The sequence below is a fragment of the Streptosporangium longisporum genome (assembly GCF_039534895.1).
In the GTDB taxonomy this organism is placed as follows: Bacteria; Actinomycetota; Actinomycetes; order Streptosporangiales; family Streptosporangiaceae; genus Streptosporangium; species Streptosporangium longisporum.
Map to the genome: position 1 here is coordinate 816,106 of NZ_BAAAWD010000007.1, position 25,632 is coordinate 841,737.

Genomic DNA, 25,632 nt, shown 5'->3' on the forward strand with positions numbered 1-25,632 from the left:
CCGGTCGTGAGGCGGCCCGGCGACTTGCGCCCGGCGCCGTGAGAACGTATGTTCGATACTCCAGGCCCGCCTTCCCCCGGGTGCTCGTCCGAAAGCCGCGGGGAGAAGACCGTTGTGAGCAGACTCTACGGCGACCCTGTCGAGGTGTGGACCCGCGAGGGAAGGCCCGTCCAGTTCGTCTGGCGCGACCGTCTCTACACCGTCCACCGGGTCCTCGACCACTGGGTGGTCGCACGCGAGTGGTGGAAGATCTCCGAGACCGATCCGGGAGAGCGCCGGTTCTGGCGGGCCGAGGCCGCCACGGGCGGCCGGGCCGGCACCTACGAGCTCCGCTTCGACACCGCGGGCGCCGACTGGCTGCTGGTCCGGGCATGGGACGACGCCCCGCCCTGATCGCCGTGTCCCGATCTCCCGCCGGGGCTCACTGCCCGGCGGGGTGGACCTCCTGGGCGCGTTCCCGCCGGACGGGCTCCTCCACGGTCTGCGGCACCTGCTCCGGGGCCGGCCGCCCTGCCCCTCGCGGACCCTCCTCGCGGGCGTTCGCCTCGCGGGCGTCCGCCTCCCGGGAGGCGGACGGGGCGACGGACGAGGAGACGGACGGGGAGGTCGTCGGGGCGGTGGACGCGGAGACGGGAGGGGGGTCCTGCGGGAGCGGGTCCGGGGCCACGGGTGCGCCCGTGGCGAGGTGCGCCGACGTCTCCGCCGGAGGCCGGGGGAGACGGCGTCCGGCCGGTTCCCGGTGACGGTGCGCGGCGCCCGCGGCCTGGACGGCGCCGATCTGCCGGACGGTCGCCCCGCAGAGCAGGGAGGCGACCACGACCGCGGTCAGTTCGAGCATCCCGAAACCGGTCAGGCTCCCGCCGCCGCGGGAGGCGCCGGGCCAGAGCCGTACCAGCACCAGGACGAGCGCGACCAGCCAGCTCAGCCACCACGCGGTCAGCAGCGCCACCCAGCGCTCGCGGCGGTCCAGCGGCGGCCGGGAGGCCCACCACAGCCGGTCGACCAGCAGCGCGGGAGCGAACAGGTTGACCACCGGCACGAGCCAGCTCGCCAGGACCGGGAAGATCGCGGGCAGGTCGGCGTACCGGCGGGCCCGGACCAGCCAGTTCAGGTACGCCACCGCGCACGCGATCGCGGCCCCGGCGAAGAGCATGATCAGAATCGCGAAGACGGTGACCGCCCCGAAGACCGCCTCCGCACCCGGGGACCGGGGGTCGCCACCGAGCCTGGAGATCTCCACGACCAGGCGCCTGCCGCGGGCGTTCTCGAACACCACCAGGGCGGTGGCCGCGAGCACCAGCGCGGTGAGCGCGAGGTAGACGGCCGAAGTCGCCCTTCTCTGTAGAGATGGGATAGAGCGCATGTATATCTCCCCCCGCCATGCGCCGAGGACCTGCCTCTTTCCTATCCCGTAGGCTCTTCCGCTAATCGGACCCGTCCGGCCCGTCCGTCCCGCGTTGCCCCTCCGGCCCCGTTTCCCGCCTGTTTCCCGCCGGTCCGCTCAGCTCACGACGCCGGACTCCCAGGCCCACGCCGCGGTCTCCACCCGGTTCCTCGCGCCCAGCTTCGCCTGGATGCTCCCCAGATGGGTCTTGACGGTGGAGAGCGAGACGAAGAGCTCGGCGGCGACCTCCTGGTTGGTCCGTCCCCTGGCCACCAGCCGGACCACGTCCAGCTCGCGCTCGGTGAGCGGCTCGGCCGGGGGCCGGCTCGCCCCGGACCGCGGATGGGCCAGGTGCGCGAGCAGGCGTACGGTGACCGACGGCGAGACCAGCGCGTCACCGGCCGCCGCGGCCCGGATCGCCTCGATGAGCAGCGTCGGCCCGCTGTCCTTGAGCAGGAAGCCGGTCGCGCCGGCCCGGAGCGCGCCGTAGACGTACTCGTCCAGGTCGAAGGTGGTGACGATGACCACCTTCATCGGGTCCGTCACCCCCGGCCCCGCCAGGATGCGGGTGGCCTCCAGGCCGTCCAGCTTGGGCATCCGGATGTCCAGCAGGCACACGTCGGGCCGCAGCCTGCGCGCCAGCTCGACGGCCTCGGCACCGTTGGCGGCCGTCGCCAGGACCTCCATGTCCTGCTGGGCGTCCAGAATCATCTGGAACCCCGTCCGCACGAGCTCCTGGTCGTCAGCGATGAGCACCCGAATCGTCACCTGAAGGATTCTGCCAGCTCGCGCGAGGGACGGGATCGGGCATCCGGCCGATGCGCGCGCGGACGGCGGCGCCGGACCGTGCCGGAGGGTGCCGGAGGGTGCCGGAGGGTGCCGGAGGGTGCCGGAGGGTGCCGGAGGGTGCCGGACCGGCGTGGGTCCGGGCCGGTCGGCGGGGTGCGGTGTCGGGGTCGCTAGCCCAGGACCAGGTCCCGGATCGCCCGCAGGGAGGGCTCGTCGCGGGGGCCCATGACCAGGAGGTTGCTCACCGGGCTCTTGCGCCACGGCTCCAGGCGTTCGCGGATCCGGCCCACCGGGCCGACCAGCGAGATGCCGTCGGCCAGCTCGTCCGGGATCGCGCGGAACGCCTCGTCCCTGCGTCCGGCCAGGTAGAGCGCCTGGATCTCCTCGGCGGCCTCGGCGTAGCCCATCCTGCCGATGATGTCGGCGTGGAAGTTGCGGCTCTTGGCGCCCATGCCCCCGATGTAGAGGGTCAGCATCATCTTGACCCCGTCCAGCGCCGCCCGGACGTCGTCGGTGATCAGCGTCATGACCATGGCCGCGATGTCGAAGTCGGGCCCGGCCCCGGCCAGCGAGGGGCCGTACATCTGCTCGATCTTCTCCGGGAACACGAAGAGCGGCAGCCAGCCGTCCGCGATCTCGGCGGCGAGCGCGACGTTCCTCGGGCCCTCCGCGCCGAGGTAGAGGGGGATCTCGCGGCGCAGCGGACGGGTGATCAGCTTCAGCGGCTTGCCCAGGCCGGCGCCACCGGGGTAGGGGAGCGGGTAGTGCTCGCCGTCGCTGGTCACCGGCTCCTCGCGGCGCCAGACCTTCCGCATGATCTCGACGTACTCGCGGGTGCGGGCGAGCGGTCTGGGGAACGGCACGCCGTACCAGCCCTCGACCACCTGGGGGCCCGACGCGCCGATGCCGAGCAGCAGCCGCCCGCCGGTGAGGTGGTCCAGCGTCATCGCGGTCATCGCCGTCGCCGCCGGGGTCCTGGCGGAGATCTGCACCACGGAGGTGCCCAGTTTGATGCGGGACGTCCGTGCGCCGTACCAGGCCAGAGGGGTGAAGGCATCGCTACCGTATGCTTCTGCCGTCCATACGGACTCGTACCCCAGCCGTTCGGCGGCCTGGACGAGTTCGGTGGCGTCGTCGGCGTTCCGCTGCCAGTAGCCGAGGTTCAGGCCGAGTCTCAGGTCGGTGCTCACGGGGACCTCCTCGCGACGTGCGCCGGACGCGCCCCATAATTAGAACACGTTCTATATTGCTCGGTCGAGTGTGAGGTGTCGAAATTCGTTCTCCAGGGAAGCGTGCATTTGTGCTCAACGCCGCTCGTAAACTCCTCTCCCTGATCTCCCTCCTCGCGCTCGCCCTGGTGCTCGCCGCCGCCGGGACGACCCCGGCGGTGGGAACGGTCCCGGCCGTGGCGCAGGCGTCGGGACGGCCCAACATCGTGCTGATCCTGGTCGACGACCTGGAGGCCGGGGACCTGCGGAGATTTCCCAACATCTCCGCGCTTCTCGGTCAGGGCGGTACCAGGTTCGACCGGTTCTTCGTGACCAACTCCTGGTGCTGCCCGTCGCGGGCGTCGATCATGCGGTCCCAGTACGTGCACAGCCACGGCGTGCTCACCAACACCGCCCCCGAGGGGGGTTTCACCAAATATCATCTTTCGGGGTTGGAACGCTCCAATATCGGGACATGGATGAAGTCGGCCGGGTACCGGACCGGCCTGATGGGCAAGTACCTCAACCACTACCCCGGCGGCGCCACCGACGCCGCCTACGTGCCTCCCGGCTGGGACGAGTGGGACGTGCCCGTGCGCAGGCTGTACGAGGAGTACGGCTACACGCTCAACGAGAACGGCACGCCGCGCGCCTACGGGTTCACCCCGCAGGACTACCTGACCGACGTGCTCAGCGCCAAGGCGGCCTCGTTCGTCTCCTTACCGGACGACGACCCGTTCTTCCTCTACCTCGCCCCGGTCGCCCCGCACAACCCGGCCAACCACGCCGCGCGGCACGCCGCCGCCTTCCCGACCGAGGTGGCCCCCCGCCTGCCCTCCTACAACCAGCCGGACGTCTCCGCCGAGCCCCTGTGGCTCAGGTCGCTCCCGCAGTTCGGGGCCGGGACGGTCCGGCGGATCGACCGGCAGTACCGCAACCGGCTGCGGGCCATGCTCGGCGTGGACGACATGGTCGGCACCCTGGTGGAGTCCCTGAGAGTCTCGGGAAAGCTCGACGAAACGTACATCTTTTTCGCTTCCGATAACGGGTTCCACCTGGGCCAGCACCGGATCGCGCTGGGCAAGACCACGCCCTTCGACGAGTCCATCCGGGTCCCGCTGCTGGTCCGCGGCCCGGGGGTGCGGCCCGGTGGCGTGGTCGGCGACCTGGCCGCCAACGTGGACCTGGCCCCGACCTTCGCCGACCTGGCCGGGATCACCCTCCCGGACTTCGCCGAGGGGCGCTCCCTGCTCCCGCTGCTGCGGGGGGAGCGGCCGTCCTCGTGGCGCCGCAACGTGCTGCTGGAGTTCAACCGGCCGATCAACCCGAACTCGGCCCGCCAGACGCCGGTCCCGGCCTACCAGGGGATGCGGACGGCCCGGCACACCTTCGTGCGCTACTCGACCGGCGAGTACCAGCTCTACGACCTCGTCGCCGATCCCCACCAGCTCCGCAACATCATCGCCGAGACCCCGCTGCCGGTGATCGCCGAGTTCAACCGGCAGCTCGACGCGCTGGTCTCCTGCTCGGGCGCCACCTGCCGCAGGGCCGACGCGGCCGAGCCGCCCGTGCTACCCGCCGGACCCATGCCGCTCACCCCCTGGGGGCAGTGAGATGCCCGGGTAGGCCCGTCGCAGGTGCGCCTCCACCGCGGCCGACGCCTCGGCCGCGTCCCCGCCGGCGATCGCCCGGTGGATCCGGCGGTGGTCGGCCATCAGCCCGGCCGTGTCACCGAGGCGCTCGACCGCCTCGACCGCGTACCGGCGGAGCGAGTCGCGCAGCGAGAGCATCATGGCGGTGGTCAGCCTGTTCCCCGACGCCTCGGCGATGGCCACGTGGAAGGCCGCGTCGTGCTCGACGAACTCCTCGGCCGTCGTCGCGGCGTCCATCCGCTCCAGCGCCGCGGTCATGGCCGACAGGTCGGCGCCGCGCACGGCGGCGTGCGACGCCGACCACCGTTCGATCATCAGGCGGGCGTCGACGACCTCCTCCAGGGAGAGGCTGGACAGCCCGAGGTGCAGCCTGAGCAGGTCGCTCAGGGCGTCGGCCGGCCGGGAGATGAGGAAGGCGCCCGCGTCCGGGCCCCTGCCCACCTGGGACGACACCACCCCCAGCGTCTCCAGGACGCGCATCGCCTCGCGTACCGAGGAACGGCTCACCCGCAGCTGCTCGGCGAGCTGCCGTTCGCCGGGCAGGCGGTCGCCGACCGTGAGGCCGTCGCCGGCGATGCGCCGCTCGATCTGGGCGATCACGTCCTCGAAGGCCCGGGTACGCCGGACCGGTTGCCAGCCGCTCAACAGACCCTCCGCCTTGTGGGGAATATGGTCAGACCATACTGTGGTCAGACCATAGAACGGAAGGAGCGCCGTGCGCGTCGCCCTCTTCATCACCTGCGTGAACGACACGCTGTTCCCCGGGACCGGGCGGGCGGTCGTCACGCTGCTGCGCCGCCTCGGCTGCGACGTCGAGTTCCCCCGGGCCCAGACCTGCTGCGGCCAGATGCACGTCAACACCGGGTACCCCGACGAGGGCAGGCGGCTGGCCGCGCACTTCGTGGACGTCTTCTCCGGGTACGACGCGATCGTGGCGCCCTCGGGGTCGTGCGCGGCGATGGTCCGCGAGCAGTACCCCCGGCTGGCCCGTACCCCCGGGACCGCGACCTCCGCGACCTCCGCGACCGCCGTGACCTCGAAGGACACGGTCACGTCCGGAACGGCCGGCGGCCCCCCGCCGGGCCTGGTCACCGGGAGTCTCGCCCCCGCCGCCGAGCCCGGCTCGTTCGCCGCCGCGGTCGCCGAGACGGCGCCGAAGGTGCACGACCTGTCGGAGTTCCTCGTCGACGTCCTCGGCGTCACCGACGTGGGCGCCTACTTCCCGCACCGGGTGACCTACCACCCGACCTGCCACTCGCTGCGCGGCCTGCGCGTGGGCGACCGGCCCACGCGGCTGCTCCGGCAGGTCAGGGGGCTGGAGCTGGTCCCGCTCCCGGGCGACGAGGAGTGCTGCGGCTTCGGCGGCACGTTCGCGGTGAAGAACCCCGCGATCTCCGCGGCCATGTGCGCGGACAAGGTGCACAACGTCACGGCCACCGGCGCCGAGGTGCTCTGCGCCGCCGACAACTCCTGCCTGATGCACATCGGCGGGACCCTGCGGCGCCAGCGCGCCGGAGTGAGGATCATGCACCTCGCCGAGATCCTCGCCGCCACGGAGGTGACCCGGTGAACGCCCCCGGACCCCGGAACGGGACGGCGCGCGGCCCCGCGGCGGGCGGCACGTTCCTGGGCATGCCCGCCTTCCCGGCGAACGCCGCCGTGGCCGTGCAGGACTCGCAGCTCAGGTACAACCTGCGCAAGGCCACCCGGACGATCCGCGGCAAGCGGGCCGCCGTGGTCGGCGAGCTGCCCGACTGGGCCGAGCTCCGCCGGGCGGCCAAGGAGATCAAGGACCACACCCTGCGCGACCTGGAGCGCTACCTGCTGCGGATGGAGGAGGCCGTCACCGCCGCGGGCGGGCACGTCCACTGGGCCGCCGACGCCGCGGAGGCCAACAGGATCGTGGCCGACCTGGTCAAGGCCACCGGCGAGACCAGCGTGGTCAAGGTCAAGTCCATGGCCACCCAGGAGATCGGCCTCAACGAGGCGCTCGAACGGGAGGGCGTCACCGCGTACGAGACCGACCTCGCCGAGCTGATCGTCCAGCTCGGCGACGACTGGCCCTCGCACATCCTGGTCCCGGCGATCCACCGCAACCGCTCGGAGATCCGCGAGATCTTCCAGGACAGGATGGCCGACTGGGGCCGTGCCGCGCCCGAGGACCTGACCGACGAGCCGCGCGATCTCGCCGAGGCGGCCCGCCTGCACCTGCGCGAGCGCTTCCTGTCGACCAAGGTCGCGATCTCCGGCGCCAACTTCATGATCGCCGAGACCGGCACGCTGGTGGTCCTGGAGTCCGAGGGCAACGGGCGGATGTGCCTGACCCTGCCCGAGACGCTGATCAGCGTGGTCGGCATCGAGAAGCTGCTGCCGAGCTGGCAGGACCTGGAGGTCTTCCTCCAGCTGCTGCCCAGGAGCTCCACCGGTGAGCGGATGAACCCCTACACCTCCACCTGGACGGGTGCGGTCGAGGGGCAGGAGTTCCACCTGGTGCTGCTCGACAACGGCCGTACCGACGTGCTGGCCGACGAGGTCGGACGCCAGGCGCTGCGCTGCATCCGCTGCTCGGCCTGCCTGAACGTCTGCCCGGTCTACGAGCGCGCCGGAGGCCACGCGTACGGCTCGGTCTACCCCGGGCCGATCGGCGCGATCCTCACCCCGCAGCTGCGCGGCACCGCCTCGGAGCTGGACGCGTCGCTGCCGTACGCCTCGACGCTGTGCGGCGCCTGCTTCGACGTCTGCCCGGTCGCCATCGACATCCCCGAGGTCCTGGTCCACCTGCGCGGCAAGGTCCGCCACGCGCGTGCCGAGCGGCTGGGCATGCGCGCCGCGGGCTGGGTGTTCGACCGCCCGGCACGGCTGGCGGGCGTCCAGCGGCTGGGCGGGCGCCTGCGCAGGTTCGTCCCCGGCCGCCTGCCGGGACCGCTGTCGGCCTGGACCGACACTCGCGACATCCCCGACATCCCCGACGAGTCCTTCCGCGACTGGTGGAACCGTACCGACGGAGGCGCCCGATGACCGCCGGAACACCCGCCGACGGAGCGAGCGGCACGGGAAGCGCGGGAGGCGCCGGAAGCGCCGGAAGCGCCGGAAGCAGGGAGCGGATCCTGGCGAGGATCCGGGCCGCCGTCGCCGGAGCCCCGGAGGTCGAGATCACCCGTGCCTACCGCGGGTCGCCGCTCACGGCTCCCGTCCCGGCCTCTCCTGTCCCGGTTCCGGACTCGGGGGATCGGACGCGTGCCGGGAGTTCCGAGGTCGTGGAACGGTTCGCGGAGCGGGTGGCGGACTACCGGGCCGTCGTGCACGTGGTGGACGAGGACGAGGCGGCCGCGACGATCGCCGCGGCGCTGGCCCGGCGGGGTGCCGTCCGCGTGGTCGTCCCGGACGGCCTGCCGCCCGGGTGGGCGCCCGCGGACCCGGTCACCGACGATCCGCCGCTGAGCGCGGCCGAGCTGGACGGGGTGGACGGGGTCCTCACCGGGTGCGCCGTGGCGATCGCGGAGACCGGCACGATCGTGCTGGACACCGGGCCGGGACAGGGACGCCGGGTGCTGACGCTCGTCCCCGACTACCACCTGTGCGTGGTGCGCGCCGGGCAGATCACGGCCGGTGTCCCGGAGGCGGTCGGCAGGCTCGACCCGTCCAGGCCGCTGACCTGGATCAGCGGCCCCTCGGCGACCAGCGACATCGAGCTGGACCGGGTGGAGGGCGTGCACGGGCCGCGCACCCTGGAGGTCGTCGTCATCCGCTGAGGCGCGTCCGGGAAGCGGGCCGTGCGCGCGGCCCGCGGGCACCCACCGGGACGTTCCGCATCCGGTCTCACGGGTCCCGTGGCCCCGGAGGCGCGGGCCGTACGGGCCCGTACGGCCCGCGTCCTCTCGGCCTGTTCGGAGGCGATCCGGCGCGATCCGCGTGGTGCGGCTGGACGTCCCGCGCACGCCCGGTTACCGTGCCAGGACGTGGCATCCGGCGGGTCCCGTGACCACGGGGGTCCGCCGGTCGTCGCGACCGATGTTAAAAAATGCATTTACCGATCCGTTACCTGCCCATGAGACGCCGCGATCGGCTATTGTCGCGATTCGCACTCGCGTAACCCCAGGTCAAGGTCATTGGAGTCCTGTTTCCATGAAACCGCCGCTGCTGCTCATCGGGCAGGGCTCGCACGATGACAGTGGATCTGCTGAATTCGGCAGGTTCGTCCACCGGCTCCGCTGCCGTCTGGACCGGACGGCGGCCGACGTCTCCGGTGGCTACATCGCCAGGGCCAGACCGCGCCTGAGCGACTCGGTCGCCTCGCTGGTCGCGCGGGGGCACCATCGGATGGTGGTCCAGCCGATGAGCCTGACCGGTGACGTGCGGCTCGGCGCGGACATCCCCACCGCGATGGCCCGCGAGCAGGAGAGGCACCCCATGCTGACCTGCGACCACGGCCGCCCCCTGGGCTCCGACCCCCGGGTGCTGGCGCTGCTCGCCGAGCGCCTGGCCGACGCCGCCGCCGAGGTCGCCAGCCTCCGGCTCGTCCCCGTGGCCGCCGGGCCGTTCGACGACGAGCCCGAGCGCATCGAGATCGGCGAGACCGCGGTGGTCCTGGTCGGGGACGGCTCGACCAGCCCCGAGACCAACGCCGACGTGCACCGGGTGTCCCGGCTGTTCTGGGAGATGCACGCCCACGAGTACATGACCGTGGAGACGGCCTTCGTCTCCCTCACCCCGCCCGGCGTCCCCGGTGGCATCGAGCGCTGCCGCCGCCTGGGCGCCAAGCGCGTGATCGTCGTGCCGTACCTGCTGTTCGCCGGGAGCCTGCTCGACCGGATCTGGGCGCAGGCCATGGCCTACGCCGCGGGCCACCCGGGGCTGGACGTCCGCTGCGCCGACGTCATCGGCGACTGCGAGGGCCTGGCCGACGTGGTGATCGACCGCTACGAGGAGGCGGTCAGCGGCATCATCTGGTGATCCGCGGCCGTCCGGACCCGTCTCTTACCCCACTTCCGGCTTTCCGGACTTTTCCTGAAACGGCGTTTCCGCGAGAGACTGGATCACATGACCATTCTTGAGGAGACCGTCGCGGCGATCCTTCCCGCCGACCCGGCGGCCGTCGCCGAGGCCCGAGCCCACCAGGACCGCCTGACCAAGCCGCAGGGCGCGCTCGGCGTCCTGGAGGACGTGGCGGTACGGCTGGCCGGAGCGGCCGGGGTCAGCCCGCCGCCGCTCCCGGCCCCCGCGGCCCTGGCGATCTTCGCGGCCGACCACGGCGTCCACGCCAGGGGCGTGACCCCGTGGCCGCAGGAGGTCACCCTGCAGATGGTCGGCAACTTCCTCGCCGGGGGCGCCGTGGCGAACGCCTTCGCCGCCCAGGTCGGCGCCTCGGTGACGGTCGTCGACGTCGGCGTGGCCGCCGACCTCGACCCCGCGCCCGGCCTGATCGTCAGCAAGGTCGCCCACGGCACGGCCGACCTGTCCCGCGGTCCGGCGATGACCCGCGAGCAGGCGGTCGCCGCGCTGGAGGCCGGGATCGCGGTGGCCCGCGACCTCGTCGCCCAGGGTGCCCGTTGCCTGGTCAGCGGGGACATGGGCATCGCGAACACCACCGCCTCGGCGGCGCTGATCTGCGCGTTCACCGGCCGGGACGCGGCCGTCGTGACCGGCAGGGGGACCGGCGTCGACGACGAGACCCTGACCCGCAAGGTCGAGGTGGTCCGCGAGGCCCTGCGGGTGAACGGTCTGGAGCGCGGGCCGGACGAGGCCCCGCCGGTGCCCGCGCTGGAGACGCTGGCCGCGGTCGGCGGCCTGGAGCACGCCGCGATCGCCGGATTCGTCCTCGGCGGGGCCGCGCTGCGGGTGCCCGTCATCCTGGACGGCGTCATCGCGGGGGCCGCGGCGCTGGCCGCCGTGGCACTGGCCCCCGACGCCGTGGACCACTGCGTGGCCGGGCACCGCTCGGCCGAGCCGGGCCACGCCATCGCCCTGGAGCACCTGGGCCTGCGCCCGCTCATCGAGCTGGGGATGCGGCTCGGCGAGGGCACCGGCGGCCTGCTCGCCCACCCGCTCGTCTGCGCGGCGGCCAGGGTCATGCACGAGGTGGCGACGTTCGATTCCGCCGGGGTGACGGACAAGACGGCCTGACCTGCGAAAGCCTCGGGGAGCCGATCGACGGTGGACGGTCGGCCGCCCCTTGACATCTGTTAACACCGTGGCAGCAAAGGCGGGGCCGCCAGCCGGTAGGTTTACCTCCTAGCACGCCCCGCTTCACCATCACTCGCGAACGGGAGATCTGTCGCCATGTCGCCCTACCTGCTCGGCCTGCGTCTCTCCGGGCGGCGGGTGCTCGTCGTGGGCGGCGGGCACGTCGCCCAGCGCCGGGTCCCGACGCTGCTCGACGCGGGTGCCCTGGTCACCATCGTCTCGACGAGCGTGACGCACGCCCTCGACGACCTCATCGCGACCGGCCGCGTGACGTGGGAGGCCAGGCGCTACCAGGTCGGCGACGTCGACGGGGCATGGCTGGTCCAGGCGTGCACGAGCGACCGCGCGGTGAACGCCGCGGTGGCCGCGGAGGCCGAGGCCAAGCGGATCTGGTGCGTACGCGCCGACGACAAGGACGCCTCGGCCGCCTGGACCCCGGCCAGCGGCAAGGTGGACGAGATCAGCGTGGCGATCACCGCCGGGGGCGACCCCCGGCGCGCCGCCGGGATCAGGGACGCCGTCGTCGGGGCCCTCAGGGACGGCACGGTCGGTGCCCGGCGCAACCGCGCCAAGCCGGTGGGTGTCGCCCTGGTCGGCGGCGGGCCCGGCGACCCGGGCCTGATCACCGTACGAGGGCGGCAGCTGCTGGCCCAGGCCGACGTGGTCGTCGCCGACCGCCTCGCGCCGCAGGCCCTGCTCGACGAGCTCTCCCCGGACGTCGAGCTGATCGACGCCGCGAAGATCCCCTACGGCCGTTACATGGCCCAGGAGAGGATCAACGAGCTGCTCATCGAGCACGCCAAGCAGGGCAAGTTCGTGGTCCGGCTCAAGGGCGGGGACCCGTTCGTCTTCGGCCGCGGCGGCGAGGAGATGCTGGCCTGCGCCCGCGAGGGCATCCCCGTCACCGTGGTCCCCGGCATCACCAGCCCGGTGGCGGCGCCCGCCGCCGCCAACGTGCCCGTCACGCACCGCGGGGTGAGCCAGGAATTCCACGTGATCTCCGTACACGTCCCCCCGGGCGACGAGAGATCCACCGTCGACTGGCCCAATCTGGCCAGATCGGGTGGCACGCTGGTGCTTATGATGGCGGTCGAACGGATCGGAGTGATCGCCGAGACGCTGATCCACGACGGACGTTCGCCGGAGACTCCCGTAATGGTGGTACAGGACGGTACTCTTCCCACCCAGCGAGCTCTTTACGCCACGTTGTCCACCGTGGCGGAGCGCGTGAGCGCGGCTGGGATTCGGCCACCTGCGATCGTGATCATCGGCGATGTCGTGAAGGTCGGCCAGGAGGTCGAGATGGTTCGAGCGGAGCGAGTACCGTGATATCGGCTTCCAACTGGCCCCCCCATCAAGGGGGCGGCCGTGATCCTCGCCTCGCCGGCACCCCCCAGGAACCATCCGACGACGCCCCGCCGGACGACACCGAATCCCCCGGCGAGCAGACGGTCTCCTTCGGCGCCATCCGTCCCGACGACGACGCCGCCTCCATCCGCGCCCGCACCCGGCCACCAGGGGGGACGGCCGATCCGGCCCCGGGTTCTCCCGACGTCCGCGGGGGGCCGCAGGGCGGTCCCGCCACGACCTCCCGGCCTGCGGGCCCCGCCACGACCCCGGGACGGCCTGCCGGTCCCGCCGCACCCCGGGCCTCCGGCGGGGCCGACAATCCCGCGGCCCCTCCCGCCTCCGCCGAGGCCATGGCGGCCTTCCGCGCCGCTGCCGCCGCGGCCCAGGCCACGATCGACGCCCTCACCGCCTCCCGGGACGCGGCCTCCGGATCCGCTCCGCCCGGCGGGCGCCCTGACGCCTCACGCGGCGCCCCGGCCCCCGCCTCCGGCCCTCCTCGCCCCCCTGGTCCCGGGACCTCCGTCCCCCCGTACGGCTCGCGCGGGGGTGGTCCCGCACCCGGTACGGTCCCGGGCGCCCCCGCCCACCCCGGAGCCCCGGCTCCCGCCCGTCCCGGCCCCCCGGCCCCCGTTCACCCGGCGGCTCGGCAGGGGGGAGCGCCCGGCGCTCCCCAGCCCTCAAGTGCTCAGAACCCGCAGGCGGGGGGTCCCCCGGGTGGTCCGCGAGAAGGCGGACCCGCCGCCCCGGGCGCGATCTTCCGCCCGGGCGCCCCCGTGCCGTCGGCCGCCCCCGTACCGCCGGGCACGCACGCCCCCTACCCCGCCGGTCCCGGTGCGCGACCCCCGGGTCCCGTCCCCGGCTCCCAGGGTGGGCCCGGCATGCCCCCTCCCGGTTCCGCCCCCGTCTCCCACGACGGTCCCGGTGCGATCTTCCGGCCGGGTGCCCCCGTACCACCGGCGACCCCGCTCCCCCCGCAGGCTCGTCCCGCCACCGGTGACCCGGGTGACGTCGCCACTGCCTCTCCCGGGGCCCCGGGAGCGCTCTTCCGCCCGGGAGCCCCGGTCCCTCCGAGCGCTCCCCGGAGCGGGGGACCGGCCATGTTCCTCCCCGGCGCCCAGGACGAGCGGCCCCACGCGGACGCCGCCCCACCGCTCCGCGCCGGCAGGCCGCGCGAAGAGCCCGAGCAGGACGGACCCGATCAGGGCAGACCCGAGCAGGACGAGAACGCGACACCGGGCGAGGGCTCCGGTCTGTCCGAAGGGGCCGAGGAGGCGTCCCGGCAGGGGCGTTCCGTTGGTCCTGAGACCGCTGGGCCTGAGACCGCTGCTCCCGAGATCGGTGGTCCCGAGACCGACGGGTCCGGTTCCGGGTCCGGCCAGCCTGGACTCGACGAGCCCGGGGCCGGTGAGCCCAGGTCCGGCGAGCCGGAGTTCGACGGCTCCGTGGACCAGCGTTCCGGCGGCTCGGAGAACGAGCACTCCGACGACGCCGGGGACGAGCGTTCCACGGACGATCGCTCCGCAGGTGAGCGTTCCGGAGACGCCGCGAGGGGAGACGTCGAGACGTCGAACGCCGACGGTGTCGAGAACGACTCCGCGGACATCCCGCCCTCGCGTGACAAGGTCACGCCCCCGCATGAGCACGAGATCGTCGAGATCCGGGACGACGTACGAGACGACTCCGGTACCGGCGTCGTCGACGGCGAACTCCGTGACGCCGAGCACGAGAGCACCGAGTCCCGGAGCGGGGAGCGACCCGCCGGGACCGGGGAACAGGTCCCCGACGGGGCCGACGGGGCCGACGACACGACCGGTGGCGGGACCGATGACGAGGTCAGGGCCGACACCGGGGCCGAGGGCGAGGACGCAGCAGGGTCCGCCACCTCCGAAGACGACGGTGCCGATGTCGCCTCCCCCGAGGCCGACGGCCCCACCGAGACCGGCACCCCTGCCGACACCGGCACCGATGCCTCCACCGAGACCGGCACTACTCCGGCCGACACTGATACCGGCACCGAGACCGGCACTCCGGCCGACACCTCCGACCACCCCGAGAGCGAGCCCTCCGCTCCCGACCCCTCCGACTCCGAGGCGTCCGACCACGAGGCGTCCGGTGACGGTGACGGTGATCACGAGAGCGGTGACGCCGAGGCCGAAGACCGCGGCGACAAGGCCCGGGACGCAGAGGACGCGGAGCCGCAGGAGCGCGTACGGGAGACGCCGCTTCCGGCCGCCGTCTCCAAGGCCCTGAGCAGCGCGCTCACCGCCGTCCGCATCGGCGTGACCGACCTCACCTTCGGCCTGGACCTCCCCGGCGCCGAGGAGGCCAGGAAGGTCCAGGGCGAGATCCTGGCCCAGCTCGACGACTACGTGATCCCCCGCGTGCACACCAGCACCGCGCCCGCGCTCATCGTGGTCGCGGGCTCCACCGGCGCGGGCAAGTCCACGCTGCTCAACACCCTGGCCAACGCCAAGGTCAGCGCGACCGGCGTACGCCGTCCCACGACCGGTACGCCCGTCCTGGCCTGCCACCCCGACGACCACGAGTGGTTCGCCAAGGGCGAGCTGCTCGGCGGCCTGCGGCGGCTCGGCGAACCCGACCCCGAGGTGTCCTCGGGCGGTCTGGTGCTCGTCTCCACCGAGCACCTTCCCGCGGGCGTGGCCCTGCTGGACACCCCCGACATCGACTCGGTCGTCGAGGAGCACCACGAGATCGCCCACCGCATGCTCGACGTGGCCGACCTGTGGATCTTCGTCACCACCGCCGCGCGGTACGCCGACGCCCCGGCGTGGCGGCTGCTGCGGCTGGCCAAGGAGCGCGGTGCCCGGCTGGCCATCGTGCTCTCCCGGGTGCCCCCCCAAGTCCCGGGAAGTGATCGACAAGCACTTCGTGAGGATGCTCACCGAGTACGGTCTCGGCGAGGTCGACCGGTTCGTCGTCCACGAGAGCAAGGTCGTCGACGGGATGCTCCCCGACGACGAGGTGACCGAGCTCCGGCGCTGGCTGGACGAGCTCTCGGTCGACGAGCGCCGCCGCGAACAGGCCGTGAAGGCCACCCTGAACGGGGTGCTCAACAGCTTCCGTACCCGGATACCGGCCCTGGCCAGGCAGCTGGAGGTCCAGGTCGCCCTGCGCAGGGACCTGCGCGCGGACGTCGACACCGCCTACGCCCGCGCGCTGGCCGAGATCGACGAGAAGACCGGCAACGGCTCACTGCTCCAGGGGGAGGTGCTGGCCCGCTGGCAGGACTTCGCCGGTTCCGGTGACCTCATGCGCACCCTTCACCTGCGCAGACCCGGTCGTTTCGCGGGCAAGGCGAGCCAGCAGGCGCCCGAACGGCTCAGCGCGCTGAAGTCCGCGTTGCGGGCGGGGCTGGAGTCGGTGGTCGTCTCGGCGGCGCACCGGGCGGCCGAGGAGGCGGCCTCACGCTGGCTGAACCGTCCGGGCGCGCAGGACGTCCTGGCGGCGGTCCCCGACTCGGGCCGCGCGTCCGACGAACTGCTGCGCCGGGCCGGCCGGACCATCGGGGCCTGGCAGGATCACATCATCGAGCTGATCCGCACCGAGGGCGTGACCAAGCGGTCGGTGGCCAGGGTGATCTCGTTCGACGTCGAGTCCCTGTCGCTGATCCTGACCATCGGGCTGCTGGGGTACGGTTCCCCGGACGCTCGGAGCGGTCCCGGCGCGCTGCCGCAGCGCCTGGTGCACGCGCTGCTCGGCGCCGAGTCGCTGCGCAACATCGGGGTGAAGGCCCGGAGCGATCTCCGTGCCAGGATCGGCCTGCTCTTCGACGACGAGACCGCCCGTTACGTCCAGGCCCTCGACGGGGCCGGCATACCCGACGAGGCCGCGGCCACGCGTCTCTACCAGGCAACGTACAACCTTGAGGTCGCCCGATGAGTGTTGGCACCACCCAGGCACGCCAGGGACTCGGCGGACGGCTCGCCGCGCTGGCACGGATCGTGGAGCTGGGCCCGGGCAGGGTCGAACCCGCGCTGCTCGCGGAGTCGGGGCGGCTGCTGCTCCGGGCCGGTGAGCGGCTCAAGCTCTCCTCCGACCACACCGTGGTCGCGCTCGCCGGGGGCACCGGGAGCGGCAAGTCCACGCTGTTCAACTCGATCTCCGGCCTGGAGCTGTCACCCACGGGGGTCCGCCGCCCGACCACGGCCCGTACCCACGCCTGCGTGTGGGGGCTGGACGGCGCGGGCCCGCTGCTGGACTGGCTGCAGATCCAGTGGCGGCACCGCTTCGCGCGGGCCAGCGCCCTGGACCGGGGCGAGGGCCGGCTGAACGGGCTGATCCTACTCGACCTGCCCGACCACGACTCCATCCGCGCGCTGACCGACACCGAGGCCGACCGGCTGATCCAGGTCGCCGACCTCGTCGTGTGGGTGCTGGATCCGCAGAAGTACGCCGACGCCTCCACGCACCGGCGCTACGTGACCGACCTGGCCGGGCACGAGGCTGTGACGATCTTCGTCCTCAACCAGTCGGACCGGCTCGACGAGGACGAGCTGGCCGAGTGCGTCGCGGACCTGGACGGCCTGCTCCGCCGGGAGGGGGTCGAGCATCCGGTGATCGTCACCACCTCGGCGATCACAGGCAGCGGCGTCGGCGAGCTCACGTCCGTCCTCGCCGAGACCGTCTCCGAGCGCAGGGCCGCGGTCCAGCGCCTGGAGGCCGACCTGGACCGGCTGACGCTCCGCCTGGCGAAGGCCGTGCCCGCGGACGGGGACCCCGCCCCGTCCTCCTCCCTCGACGACGCCCGCCGGATCGGCTTGACCGACGCCCTCTGCGACGCGGTCGGCGTTCCCGCCGTCGGTGAGGCGATGGAGAACGTGTACGCCGCGCGTTCCGCCGAGTGGGTCGGCTGGCCCTACGGCCGCTGGATCGCCGGGCTCCGCCCGGACCCCCTGAACAGCCTGCGGCTGGGGGACCTCCGGGACGAGATCCGTGGCCTGACCGGTGGTTCGGTCAGCGCGCAGCCCGCCGAGGTGGACACCGCCGTCCAGGCCCTCGCCGACGGCCTCACCTCCGGTATGCACGAGGCGTGGCAGAACGGCATCAGGGACGCCGCCCGCTCCCGGGTGGCCCAGCTGCCCCAGGTGCTCTCGGAGGAGCTGTCGGAGGTGGCGCCCCGCCTGGACAGGGTTCCCGGCTGGTGGCGGCTGCTTCTGGTCTGGCAGTACCTGCTGGTGGTGCTCTTCCTGGCCGGGCTCGTCTGGGTCGGCGTGGCGCTGGCGTACGGCGTGTTCGGGCTCGGGACCCCGCCCGAGGCGCTGGAGTTCTTTGCCGACGTGACCTCGCTGCCCTGGGTCGGGCTGATGATGTTCTCCGTTCTCGGGCTCGGGGCGCTGACCGCGTTGGCCAGCCGCAACTTCGTCGTGCTCGGCGCGGGCAACGAGCGTGACGCGCTGGAGCGCGAGATGCGCCGCAGGGTCGGCGGCGTCGCCGAGAGCATGGTGATCGAGCCGGTGGAGCGCGAGCTGACCCGCTATAACGAGTTCTATTCGGCCATGCGGAGCCTGCGGGGCTGATCCCGTTCGGCTCTCTTCGCCGAGAGCCTCATGCCGAGCCGTCCCCTTCGGCCGTGTCGATCGAGGGGGCGGTGCGGCCGTCGCCGACCGTCCACGGCCTCACCCCGGGATCCGGGTTTTCCACAGAACGAGGTTCGGGGTCCTGCGGGCGGGACGGTAAGGGCCATCGTGTCTCTCAGCCGCCGGCAGTCAGCCGGCTCCCATGGGAGGCACGATGAACGACATCCATGTCACGCTGACCGGTAACGTCGCGGCCCCGCCGCGCCAGCACACCTTCCCCGACGGTTCCCGGGTCACCTCGCTCAAGATCGCTTCGACGAGCCGCTACTTCGACCGGGAGAACCAGCAGTGGCGCAACGGGGAGACCACCTACTTCGGGGTCCGCTGCTTTCGCGGGCTGGCCGACAACGTCGCCCAGTCGGTCCAGCTGGGCCAGCCCGTCATCGTCCAGGGCAGGCTGCGCATCCGCGAGTTCACCCATGAGGGGGAGCGCCGGTTCATGCCCGAGGTGGAGGCCGGCTCGCTGGGCCACGACCTGCGCTGGGGGCTCGGCAGCTTCAGCAAGCCACAACGTGGCGGGCCCGTCCCTGCCCTGGGCAGCGCGGAGCGGAGCGAGCTCGACCGCGAGACGTCCGACTGGGCCATGAGCGGCGGCGTTCCCGTCGGCTCCGACGCCCTGACCGCGGCGAGGTCCGGGTCCGGTGCCCGGACGGCCGGGGAGCCCGGATTCGGTGCTGAGATCACCGGAGGGTCCGGAGCCGGTGGTGAGACGACCGGGGAGGCGCCGTCCACGAAGGACGGGTTCGCGCAGAGCGGGTCCGGGGGCTCGACGGCCGAGGGGCTGGGGGAGACCGGAGAGACCGGGGAGACCTGGTCCGCCGATGCGGCGCCGTGGGAGACCGGGGCGCAGGCCGTTCCGGGCGCCGAGCCGATCGTGACGGCCGAGATCTTCGCGGAGATCGCCGGGAGCACCCCGCACGCGATGGGGAACGGGCTCCCGGCGGCGGAGCCCGCGCACGGGGAGGCCCCGAACCGCAGGCGCAGGACGACGGCGAAGGGGGCGAGGCGAGCGGACGCCACGGCGGGAAGCGGTCCCGCCCGGGAGGCCGGGGCGCTCGCGACCGTGCCGGACGAGGACAAGGTCCACTCCGCCGTGGACGACGAGGTCCCCTGGCCGGTACGGGAGCACGTGGCGGCCTGAGCCGCACCGCACCGCGACGGGAAGGCCCGGGCCGCGGGCCTTCCCGTCCGGCAGTCGGTCCGTCGTCCGGACGCGGGTCCTGTCACGGGCCTGTCACGGGCCTGTCGCGGGCCTGTCGTCCGGCCGGCGGACGCCGGCGCCGGATCGTCGACCCGAGGGGGGAAGAGAAGGGCGAAAAGAAAAGGGGCCGAGACGCAGGGGAGCGGCCGGGGCGGAAGGGGAATACAGGGGGCAAGGGGCAAGGGGGAGCCGGGGGGAAAGAGGGCTCAGGGGTGAAAGAGAGGGCCTGGGACGGGCTGAGCGAGGGGGCATCGGCCGGACGCGGCCGGCGCCCGCCGCGCTGGGCGGTGACGCCGGGATGAACCGGCCGATGGTCTTGCCCGTGTCAGATGCCGAGACACCTGTTAGGTCCAGGTCACGCCCCGCAGCATGGCTTGCTCCTTTCCCACACGGCCCGCTCGCGGGCGAGCGGTTTCCACGTCGTGGATCAACCGGCGGGTTGACCCACTTCGTCAACGTAGCGGTTGCCATCGCGCGACGCACACTCCGCAACTATTGTGTTACACATCGTTAGTCGGAGAGGGGGACGACATGGCGGCTCCCGGTCACACCTCGGTGAAAGCGCGCGACGGCGTGACGGCCTTGGTCGATCGATGGCCCTTGCTCGGGCAGCGTCGCCCGCTGGTCGCCTATCTGTGCGGGCTGGTGACGCTGGACGCCGTCGCGATCGTGTACTTCGCGACGTCCGGTGTCTTCCGCTGGTCCGATCTGCTGACCTTCACCGCGCTGATGGCATGCGGGGCCGTGTGCATCGAGGCGACCCGCAGGCTCGGCATGCCCGCGGGCGTCTACCGGGACCTGCTCTCCGCCTGGTGGCTGCCCGCCGCGCTGCTGCTGCCGCCGCTGTACGCCCTCCTGGCGCCCATACCGCTGCAGTTCCTGCTGCAGAAACGGGTGCGCGCGACCGTGGTCTACCGGCGGGTCGTCAGCTCGGCGGCGATCGGGCTCGCCGGATGCGCGGCCTCCCTGCTCTTCCATGCCACCGCCGGTGACCTGAACGCGCTGGTCAGGGGCGACGGAAGGCCGATCCTGGTGGCCGTCGGCTGCGCGGTCCTGTTCACGGTGATCAACACCGCCCTGATCGCCGTCGCCGCCCACACCGCCGACCCCGAGAGCCACTGGCGGGAGGTCCTGTGGAACCGGGAGAACCTGCTCCTGGACGTCGTCGAGCTCTGCCTGGGCGTCCTGGTCTCCATCACCTGCGGGCTCAACCCGGCGCTGCTGGTCCTGGCCCTGCCGCCGGTGGTGCTGCTGCAGCGCAGCCTGCTGCACGCCCAGCTCCAGGCGGCGGCCCGCACCGACCTCAAGACCGGCCTGCTGAACGCCGCGGCCTGGCACCGCGAGGCCGACACCGAGATCGTCAGGGCCCGGCGCACCGGGGAGACGCTCGCCCTGCTGATCGTCGACATCGACCACTTCAAACGGGTCAACGACACCTACGGCCACCTGATCGGCGACCAGGTCCTGGTCGGCGTGGCCGACACCATCCGCAGCCAGCTGCGCGACTACGACGTGGTGGGCCGGTTCGGCGGCGAGGAGTTCGTCGTCCTGCTGCCCAGGGCCGACGTGACCGAGGCGCGCAGGGTGGCCGAGCGGCTCCGCTCCCGGGTGGGGAGGATGGCCGTCCCGGCCGATGACAACATGATCACCGTGACCATCTCGGTCGGTGTGGCGATCATGAGCGTGCACGGGGACGACCTGATCGAACTGCTCGCCGCGGCCGACCTGGCCCTCTACCGCGCCAAGGAGCTCGGCCGCGACCAGATCTGCCTGCCCGCCACGGTCGTGCCCCCGGCCCGCAGGCCCGGATCCGAGGCCGCCCCTAGCTGAACTTTCCAGGCCCTAAACTAAAGGCATGCCGGAGTACATCTACACACTGCAGCGCGTGCGCAAGGCGCACGGCGACAAGGTCGTCCTCGACGATGTGACGCTGTCGTTCCTGCCGGGCGCCAAGATCGGTGTCCTGGGCCCCAACGGCACCGGAAAGTCGACGCTGCTGAAGATGATGGCGGGCCTGGAGCAGCCGTCCAACGGCGACGCCCGGCTCATGCCCGGCTTCACCGTCGGCATGCTTCAGCAGGAGCCCCCCCTCAACGAATCCAAGACCGTCCTCGGCAACGTCGAAGAGGGCGTCGCCGAGACCAAGGCGATGCTCGACCGCTTCAACGAGATCGCCGAGCTGATGGCCACCGACTACAGCGACGAACTGCTCGACGAGATGGGCAAACTGCAGGACGCCCTCGACCACCGCAACGGCTGGGATCTCGACAGCCAGCTGGAGCAGGCGATGGACGCCCTGCGCTGCCCCCCGCCGGAGGCCGAGGTCACCCAGCTCTCCGGTGGCGAGCGCCGCCGGGTCGCCCTGTGCAAGCTCCTCCTGGAGCAGCCCGACCTGCTGCTGCTCGACGAGCCCACCAACCACCTCGACGCCGAGAGCGTCCAGTGGCTCGAGTCACACCTGGAGAAGTATCCGGGCACCGTCCTGGCGGTCACCCACGACCGTTACTTCCTGGACAACGTGGCCAACTGGATCCTGGAGCTCGACCGGGGCCGCTGCCACCCCTACGAGGGCAACTACTCCACCTACCTGGAGGCCAAGGCGGCGCGGCTCAAGCTGGAGGGCCAAAAAGACGCCAAGCGCAAGAAGCGCCTGGAGGACGAGCTGGAGTGGGTCCGCTCCAACGCCAGGGCCCGCCAGACCAAGAGCCGGGCACGTCTCCAGCGCTACGAGGAGATGGCCGCCGAGGCCGACAAGCACCGCAAGCTCGACTTCGAGGAGATCCAGATTCCGCCGGGCCCGCGTCTGGGCACCACGGTCATCCGGTCCGAGAAGCTCACCAAGGGCTTCGAGGAGCGCGTGCTGATGGAGAGCCTCTCCTTCGACCTGCCGCGCAACGGCATCGTCGGCATCATCGGCCCGAACGGTGTCGGCAAGACCACCCTGTTCCGGATGATCACCGGGAGCGAGACGCCCGACAGCGGCGAGATCGTGATCGGCGACACCGTCAAGATCTCCTACGCCGACCAGAGCCGGGGCGGGATCGACCCGTCCAAGAACGTCTGGGAGGTCGTCTCCGACGGGCTGGACTACATCAAGGTGGGCCAGGTCGAGATGCCGTCCCGCGCCTACATCGCGGCCTTCGGCTTCAAGGGGCCGGACCAGCAGAAGAAGGCGGGCATCCTCTCCGGTGGAGAGCGCAACCGGCTCAACCTGGCCCTGACCCTCAAGCAGGGCGGCAACGTGCTGCTGCTCGACGAGCCCACCAACGACCTCGACACCGAGACGCTCTCCAGCCTGGAGAACGCGCTGCTGGAGTTCCCCGGCTGTGCCGTGATCACCTCGCACGACCGGTGGTTCCTGGACCGCATCGCCACCCACATCCTGGCGTGGGAGGAGGGCTCGAACTGGTTCTGGTTCGAGGGCAACTACGCCGACTACGAGAAGAACAAGGTCGAGCGCCTGGGGGCCGACGCGGCCCGGCCGCACCGCGTCACCTACCGCAAGCTCACCCGGGACTGAGGCCGGCCCACCGTCCCCGTCGCCCGGACGCGCGCGAGTGAAGGACCGTCCGGGCCGGTGCGGGAACGGGCCGTACGGACGACATCAGGGGCCGGCCGCCGATCGAGGCGGCCGGCCCGCGGTCATCGCGGGACGCGCCCCGGGGTGCGGCGGCCGCCGGAGGGTCGCTACGGTTTCGGGTGTGTTTGAACAGAGCGTCGCGGACGCGGTCGGCCGGGATCACCGGCACGTGTTCTCCAGGGCCGTCAGGTTCGCCGACATCGACTCGCTGGGACACGTCAACAACGTGCGGTTCCTCGACTACCTGGAGGACGCGCGGCTGGCGATGTTCCACATCGACCCCCACCACGAGGGCATCGCCCCGTTCCGGGGACTCGTGGTCGCCCGTCACGAGATCGACTACCGGCGTCCGCTCACCTTCCGCCTCGACCCCGTCCGGGTGGAGTCCTGGGTGACGGAGATCAGGCCGGTGCGGTTCACCCTCGCGTACGAGATCCGCGACGACGAGGAGGTCTTCGTCAGGGCCGGGTCGGTGCTCGTCGCCTATGACGTGGAGCAGGCCTCCCCCCGGCGGCTGAACCAGGACGAGCTGGCCTACCTGCGCAGGTTCACCGCCGGCGGCTGAGGACGGCCCGGCGACGCTGCCGGAGGGCACCCGGCGGGGACTCCCGGGGCCCGCCGGGTGCCCTCCGCACGCCCGGAACCCGTACCGCGGGAAAATCCCGCCGTCCTGGGTGCCCGGCGGTGGGCGCGCCGCCGGTGGGGGCGGCGCGCCGGGGGTGTCAGGCGCCGGAGGTGGCCAGCCAGACCGCCGTGTCCGGGAGCAGCAGGTGCCCCTCGACCGGGGCGCTGCCGATCAGGACGCGGTCGTGCGGGGGCAGCTTCACCGGCTCGGTGCCGCAGTTGATGACGCAGGTCAGCGGTCCCCGCCTGAAGACGAGGGCGTCCCCGGAGCTCTCCAGCCAGGTGATCTCGTCGGGCAGGGTGCCGCGCAGGTCGCGGCGGGCGCGCAGGGCCTCCCGGTAGAAGCTCAGCGTCGAACCCGGGTCGTTCGACTGGCGCTCGGCCGACAGCACCACCCACTCGACCGGCTGGGGCAGCCAGGGCCGCGTCCCGTCCGGGGAGAAGCCGTACGGCTCGGACACCCCCGACCAGGGCAGCGGGACCCGGCACCCGTCCCGGCCGGGCAGCTTCCCCTCGGACCGGGCGAAGATCGGGTCCTGACGGGCCTCCGGGGGAAGATCCTTCACCTCGGGGAGGCCCAGTTCCTCCCCCTGGTAGAGATATGCCGATCCCGGCAGGGCGAGCATGGCGAGCAGCGCCGCACGCGCGCGGGCCAGACCCGTCGTGGAGTTCGTCAGGCCGTCGCCGTACCGGGTCACGTGCCGGACCACGTCGTGGTTGGAGAGCACCCAGGTGGGGGCGGTCACGGCGGCCAGCGTGTCGTCGATGACCTTCTTGAACGCGGTCCCGGACCAGGGGGCCTCCAGCCAGGCGAAGTTGAAGCTCTGGTGCAGCTCGTCGGGCCGGACGTAGAGCGCGAGGTCCTCGGCGGAGTCGGTCCAGACCTCGCCGATGGCCATCCGCTCACCGTCGTAGGAGTCGAGCACCTTGCGCCACTCGCGGTAGACCTCGTGCACCTCGGGCCGTCCCCAGATCGGGGACTCGGCCTTGAACGCCTGGTCCTCCGGCGGCGTGTCCGGCAGCCCCTCGGCCTTGTACAGGCCCATCGCCACGTCGATCCTGAACCCGTCCACCCCCCGGTCCAGCCAGAACCGCAGCACGTCGAGGAACTCGGCGTGCACCTCGGGGTTGCGCCAGTTGAAGTCGGGCTGCTCGGGGGCGAAGAGGTGAAGGTACCACTGCCCGTCGGGCGCCTTGCTCCAGGCCGGGCCGCTGAAGGTCGACTGCCAGTTGTTGGGCGGCAGGTCCCCGCCGTCGCGGAAGACGTAGCGGTCGCGTCCCTCGCCGCGCAGCGCGGCCTGGAACCACTCGTGCGCCGAGGAGCTGTGGTTCGGGACGATGTCCACGATGACCCGCAGGCCCAGCCGGTGCGCGTCGGCCACCAGGTCGTCGAAGTCGGAGAGCGTGCCGAAGAGCGGGTCGACGTCGCGGTAGTCGGCCACGTCGTAGCCGCCGTCGGCCATCGGGGAACGGTAGAAGGGGGTCAGCCAGATCGCGTCCACGCCGAGCTCGGCGAGGTACGGCAGGCGCCGCCGGATGCCGGGCAGGTCGCCGACGCCGTCTCCGGAGGCGTCGGCGAAGCTGCGAACGTAGATCTCGTAGACGACGGCGTCACGCCACCAGGGGGTTTCCATGAGCATGGGTTGCCCCCGGTCGGCGGGGTTTATGCGTCGGGGGCGTTGACCATGCTGTGCGCCGCGTACACGAGGTAGTCCCAGAGGCGTTTCTCCAGGTCCTCGGGGAGCTCCAGGGAGGCCACCGCGTCGTGCATGTGCCTGAGCCAGGCGTCGCGCTCGGCCGAGCGGATGACGAACGGGTTGTGCCGCATCCGCAGGCGCGGGTGCCCCCGCTGGGTGCTGTAGGTGTTGGGGCCGCCCCAGTACTGGATGAGGAACAGCCGCAGCCGGTCCTCGGCGCCTTCGAGGTCGTCCTCGGGGTAGAGCGGCCGGAGCAGCGGGTCGGTGGCCACTCCCTGGTAGAAGTGGTGCACCAGACGCCTGAACGCCTCCTCGCCGCCGACGGCGTCGTAGAAGGACTCTGGTTCCTCGGGGGTGGCGGACACGT

20 protein-coding genes are annotated in these 25,632 nt (G+C 72.5%); 14 read left to right on the forward strand and 6 right to left on the reverse strand.

What is annotated here, in order from left to right; translation table 11 throughout:
• Window positions 1-114: 114 nt before the first annotated feature.
• Window positions 115-393 carry a DUF6504 family protein gene (locus ABD832_RS16680; RefSeq protein ID WP_344895512.1) on the forward strand — a complete coding sequence of 93 codons (279 nt, stop codon included), beginning with the start codon at window positions 115-117 and terminating at the stop codon, window positions 391-393.
• A 28-nt stretch (window positions 394-421) separates the two neighbouring features.
• Here ABD832_RS16680 and ABD832_RS16685 read toward each other — a convergent pair whose 3' ends face one another.
• The 3 genes from ABD832_RS16685 to ABD832_RS16695 all read right to left on the reverse strand — a co-directional run bounded on the left by ABD832_RS16685 (window position 422) and on the right by ABD832_RS16695 (window position 3,363).
• Window positions 422-1,363 (reverse strand): DUF4328 domain-containing protein, encoded by a 942-nt coding sequence (locus ABD832_RS16685; RefSeq protein WP_344895515.1) that lies wholly within the window; start codon window positions 1,361-1,363, stop codon window positions 422-424.
• A gap of 138 nt (window positions 1,364-1,501) precedes the next feature.
• Complete coding sequence (locus ABD832_RS16690; protein WP_344895518.1) at window positions 1,502-2,152, reverse strand: response regulator; 651 nt, start codon at window positions 2,150-2,152, stop codon at window positions 1,502-1,504.
• 191 nt (window positions 2,153-2,343) lie between these two features.
• On the reverse strand, window positions 2,344-3,363 hold the full coding sequence (locus ABD832_RS16695) for an LLM class F420-dependent oxidoreductase (RefSeq protein WP_344895521.1): 1,020 nt from the start codon (window positions 3,361-3,363) through the stop codon (window positions 2,344-2,346).
• Window positions 3,364-3,473: 110 nt separating this feature from the next.
• On the opposite strand from ABD832_RS16695, the gene ABD832_RS16700 reads away from it, so the two are divergent.
• A complete protein-coding gene (locus ABD832_RS16700) occupies window positions 3,474-4,994 on the forward strand; it encodes a sulfatase family protein (protein ID WP_344895524.1) in 1,521 nt (506 codons plus the stop codon).
• On the opposite strand, the gene ABD832_RS16705 is transcribed toward ABD832_RS16700, so the two are convergent.
• The gene (locus ABD832_RS16705; RefSeq protein ID WP_344895527.1) at window positions 4,953-5,678 is read right to left on the reverse strand and encodes a FadR/GntR family transcriptional regulator; all 726 of its coding nucleotides are present in this window, start codon (window positions 5,676-5,678) and stop codon (window positions 4,953-4,955) included. The two genes, ABD832_RS16700 and ABD832_RS16705, sit on opposite strands and share 42 nt — an antisense overlap.
• Before the next feature lie 70 nt (window positions 5,679-5,748).
• Between ABD832_RS16705 and ABD832_RS16710 the strand changes: the two genes are divergently transcribed.
• The 12 genes from ABD832_RS16710 to ABD832_RS16765 all read left to right on the forward strand — a co-directional run bounded on the left by ABD832_RS16710 (window position 5,749) and on the right by ABD832_RS16765 (window position 23,509).
• Complete coding sequence (locus ABD832_RS16710; RefSeq protein WP_344895529.1) at window positions 5,749-6,603, forward strand: (Fe-S)-binding protein; 855 nt, start codon at window positions 5,749-5,751, stop codon at window positions 6,601-6,603.
• Between the two features lie 62 nt (window positions 6,604-6,665).
• Window positions 6,666-8,051, forward strand: a complete 1,386-nt coding sequence (locus ABD832_RS16715; RefSeq protein ID WP_344895994.1) for a lactate utilization protein B — start codon at window positions 6,666-6,668, stop codon at window positions 8,049-8,051.
• The gene (locus tag ABD832_RS16720; protein WP_344895534.1) at window positions 8,048-8,785 is read left to right on the forward strand and encodes a LutC/YkgG family protein; all 738 of its coding nucleotides are present in this window, start codon (window positions 8,048-8,050) and stop codon (window positions 8,783-8,785) included. Before ABD832_RS16715 ends, ABD832_RS16720 begins: the two co-directional genes overlap by 4 nt.
• A 373-nt stretch (window positions 8,786-9,158) precedes the next feature.
• Entirely contained in the window at window positions 9,159-9,986 is an 828-nt protein-coding gene (locus ABD832_RS16725) for a sirohydrochlorin chelatase (protein WP_344895537.1), read from the forward strand.
• 87 nt (window positions 9,987-10,073) lie between these two features.
• The gene (gene cobT, locus ABD832_RS16730) at window positions 10,074-11,156 is read left to right on the forward strand and encodes a nicotinate-nucleotide--dimethylbenzimidazole phosphoribosyltransferase (protein ID WP_344895540.1); all 1,083 of its coding nucleotides are present in this window, start codon (window positions 10,074-10,076) and stop codon (window positions 11,154-11,156) included.
• A gap of 156 nt (window positions 11,157-11,312) precedes the next feature.
• Window positions 11,313-12,545 (forward strand): uroporphyrinogen-III C-methyltransferase, encoded by a 1,233-nt coding sequence (cobA, locus tag ABD832_RS16735; protein ID WP_344895543.1) that lies wholly within the window; start codon window positions 11,313-11,315, stop codon window positions 12,543-12,545.
• A gap of 1,118 nt (window positions 12,546-13,663) precedes the next feature.
• A complete protein-coding gene (locus ABD832_RS16740; protein ID WP_344895546.1) occupies window positions 13,664-15,832 on the forward strand; it encodes a GTPase in 2,169 nt (722 codons plus the stop codon).
• Window positions 15,833-16,462: 630 nt separating this feature from the next.
• Entirely contained in the window at window positions 16,463-18,103 is a 1,641-nt protein-coding gene (locus ABD832_RS16745) for a GTP-binding protein (protein ID WP_344895548.1), read from the forward strand.
• 214 nt (window positions 18,104-18,317) lie between these two features.
• Window positions 18,318-19,304, forward strand: a complete 987-nt coding sequence (ssb, locus tag ABD832_RS16750) for a single-stranded DNA-binding protein (RefSeq protein ID WP_344895551.1) — start codon at window positions 18,318-18,320, stop codon at window positions 19,302-19,304.
• A gap of 660 nt (window positions 19,305-19,964) precedes the next feature.
• Complete coding sequence (locus ABD832_RS16755) at window positions 19,965-21,194, forward strand: GGDEF domain-containing protein (protein ID WP_344895554.1); 1,230 nt, start codon at window positions 19,965-19,967, stop codon at window positions 21,192-21,194.
• Between the two features lie 25 nt (window positions 21,195-21,219).
• The gene (gene ettA / locus ABD832_RS16760; protein ID WP_344895556.1) at window positions 21,220-22,884 is read left to right on the forward strand and encodes an energy-dependent translational throttle protein EttA; all 1,665 of its coding nucleotides are present in this window, start codon (window positions 21,220-21,222) and stop codon (window positions 22,882-22,884) included.
• A gap of 181 nt (window positions 22,885-23,065) precedes the next feature.
• Complete coding sequence (locus ABD832_RS16765) at window positions 23,066-23,509, forward strand: acyl-CoA thioesterase (RefSeq protein WP_344895559.1); 444 nt, start codon at window positions 23,066-23,068, stop codon at window positions 23,507-23,509.
• 157 nt (window positions 23,510-23,666) lie between these two features.
• On the opposite strand, the gene ABD832_RS16770 is transcribed toward ABD832_RS16765, so the two are convergent.
• Complete coding sequence (locus ABD832_RS16770; protein ID WP_344895562.1) at window positions 23,667-25,208, reverse strand: glycoside hydrolase family 13 protein; 1,542 nt, start codon at window positions 25,206-25,208, stop codon at window positions 23,667-23,669.
• Between the two features lie 23 nt (window positions 25,209-25,231).
• Window positions 25,232-25,630 carry a globin gene (locus tag ABD832_RS16775; protein ID WP_344895565.1) on the reverse strand — a complete coding sequence of 133 codons (399 nt, stop codon included), beginning with the start codon at window positions 25,628-25,630 and terminating at the stop codon, window positions 25,232-25,234.
• Window positions 25,631-25,632: the final 2 nt, after the last annotated feature.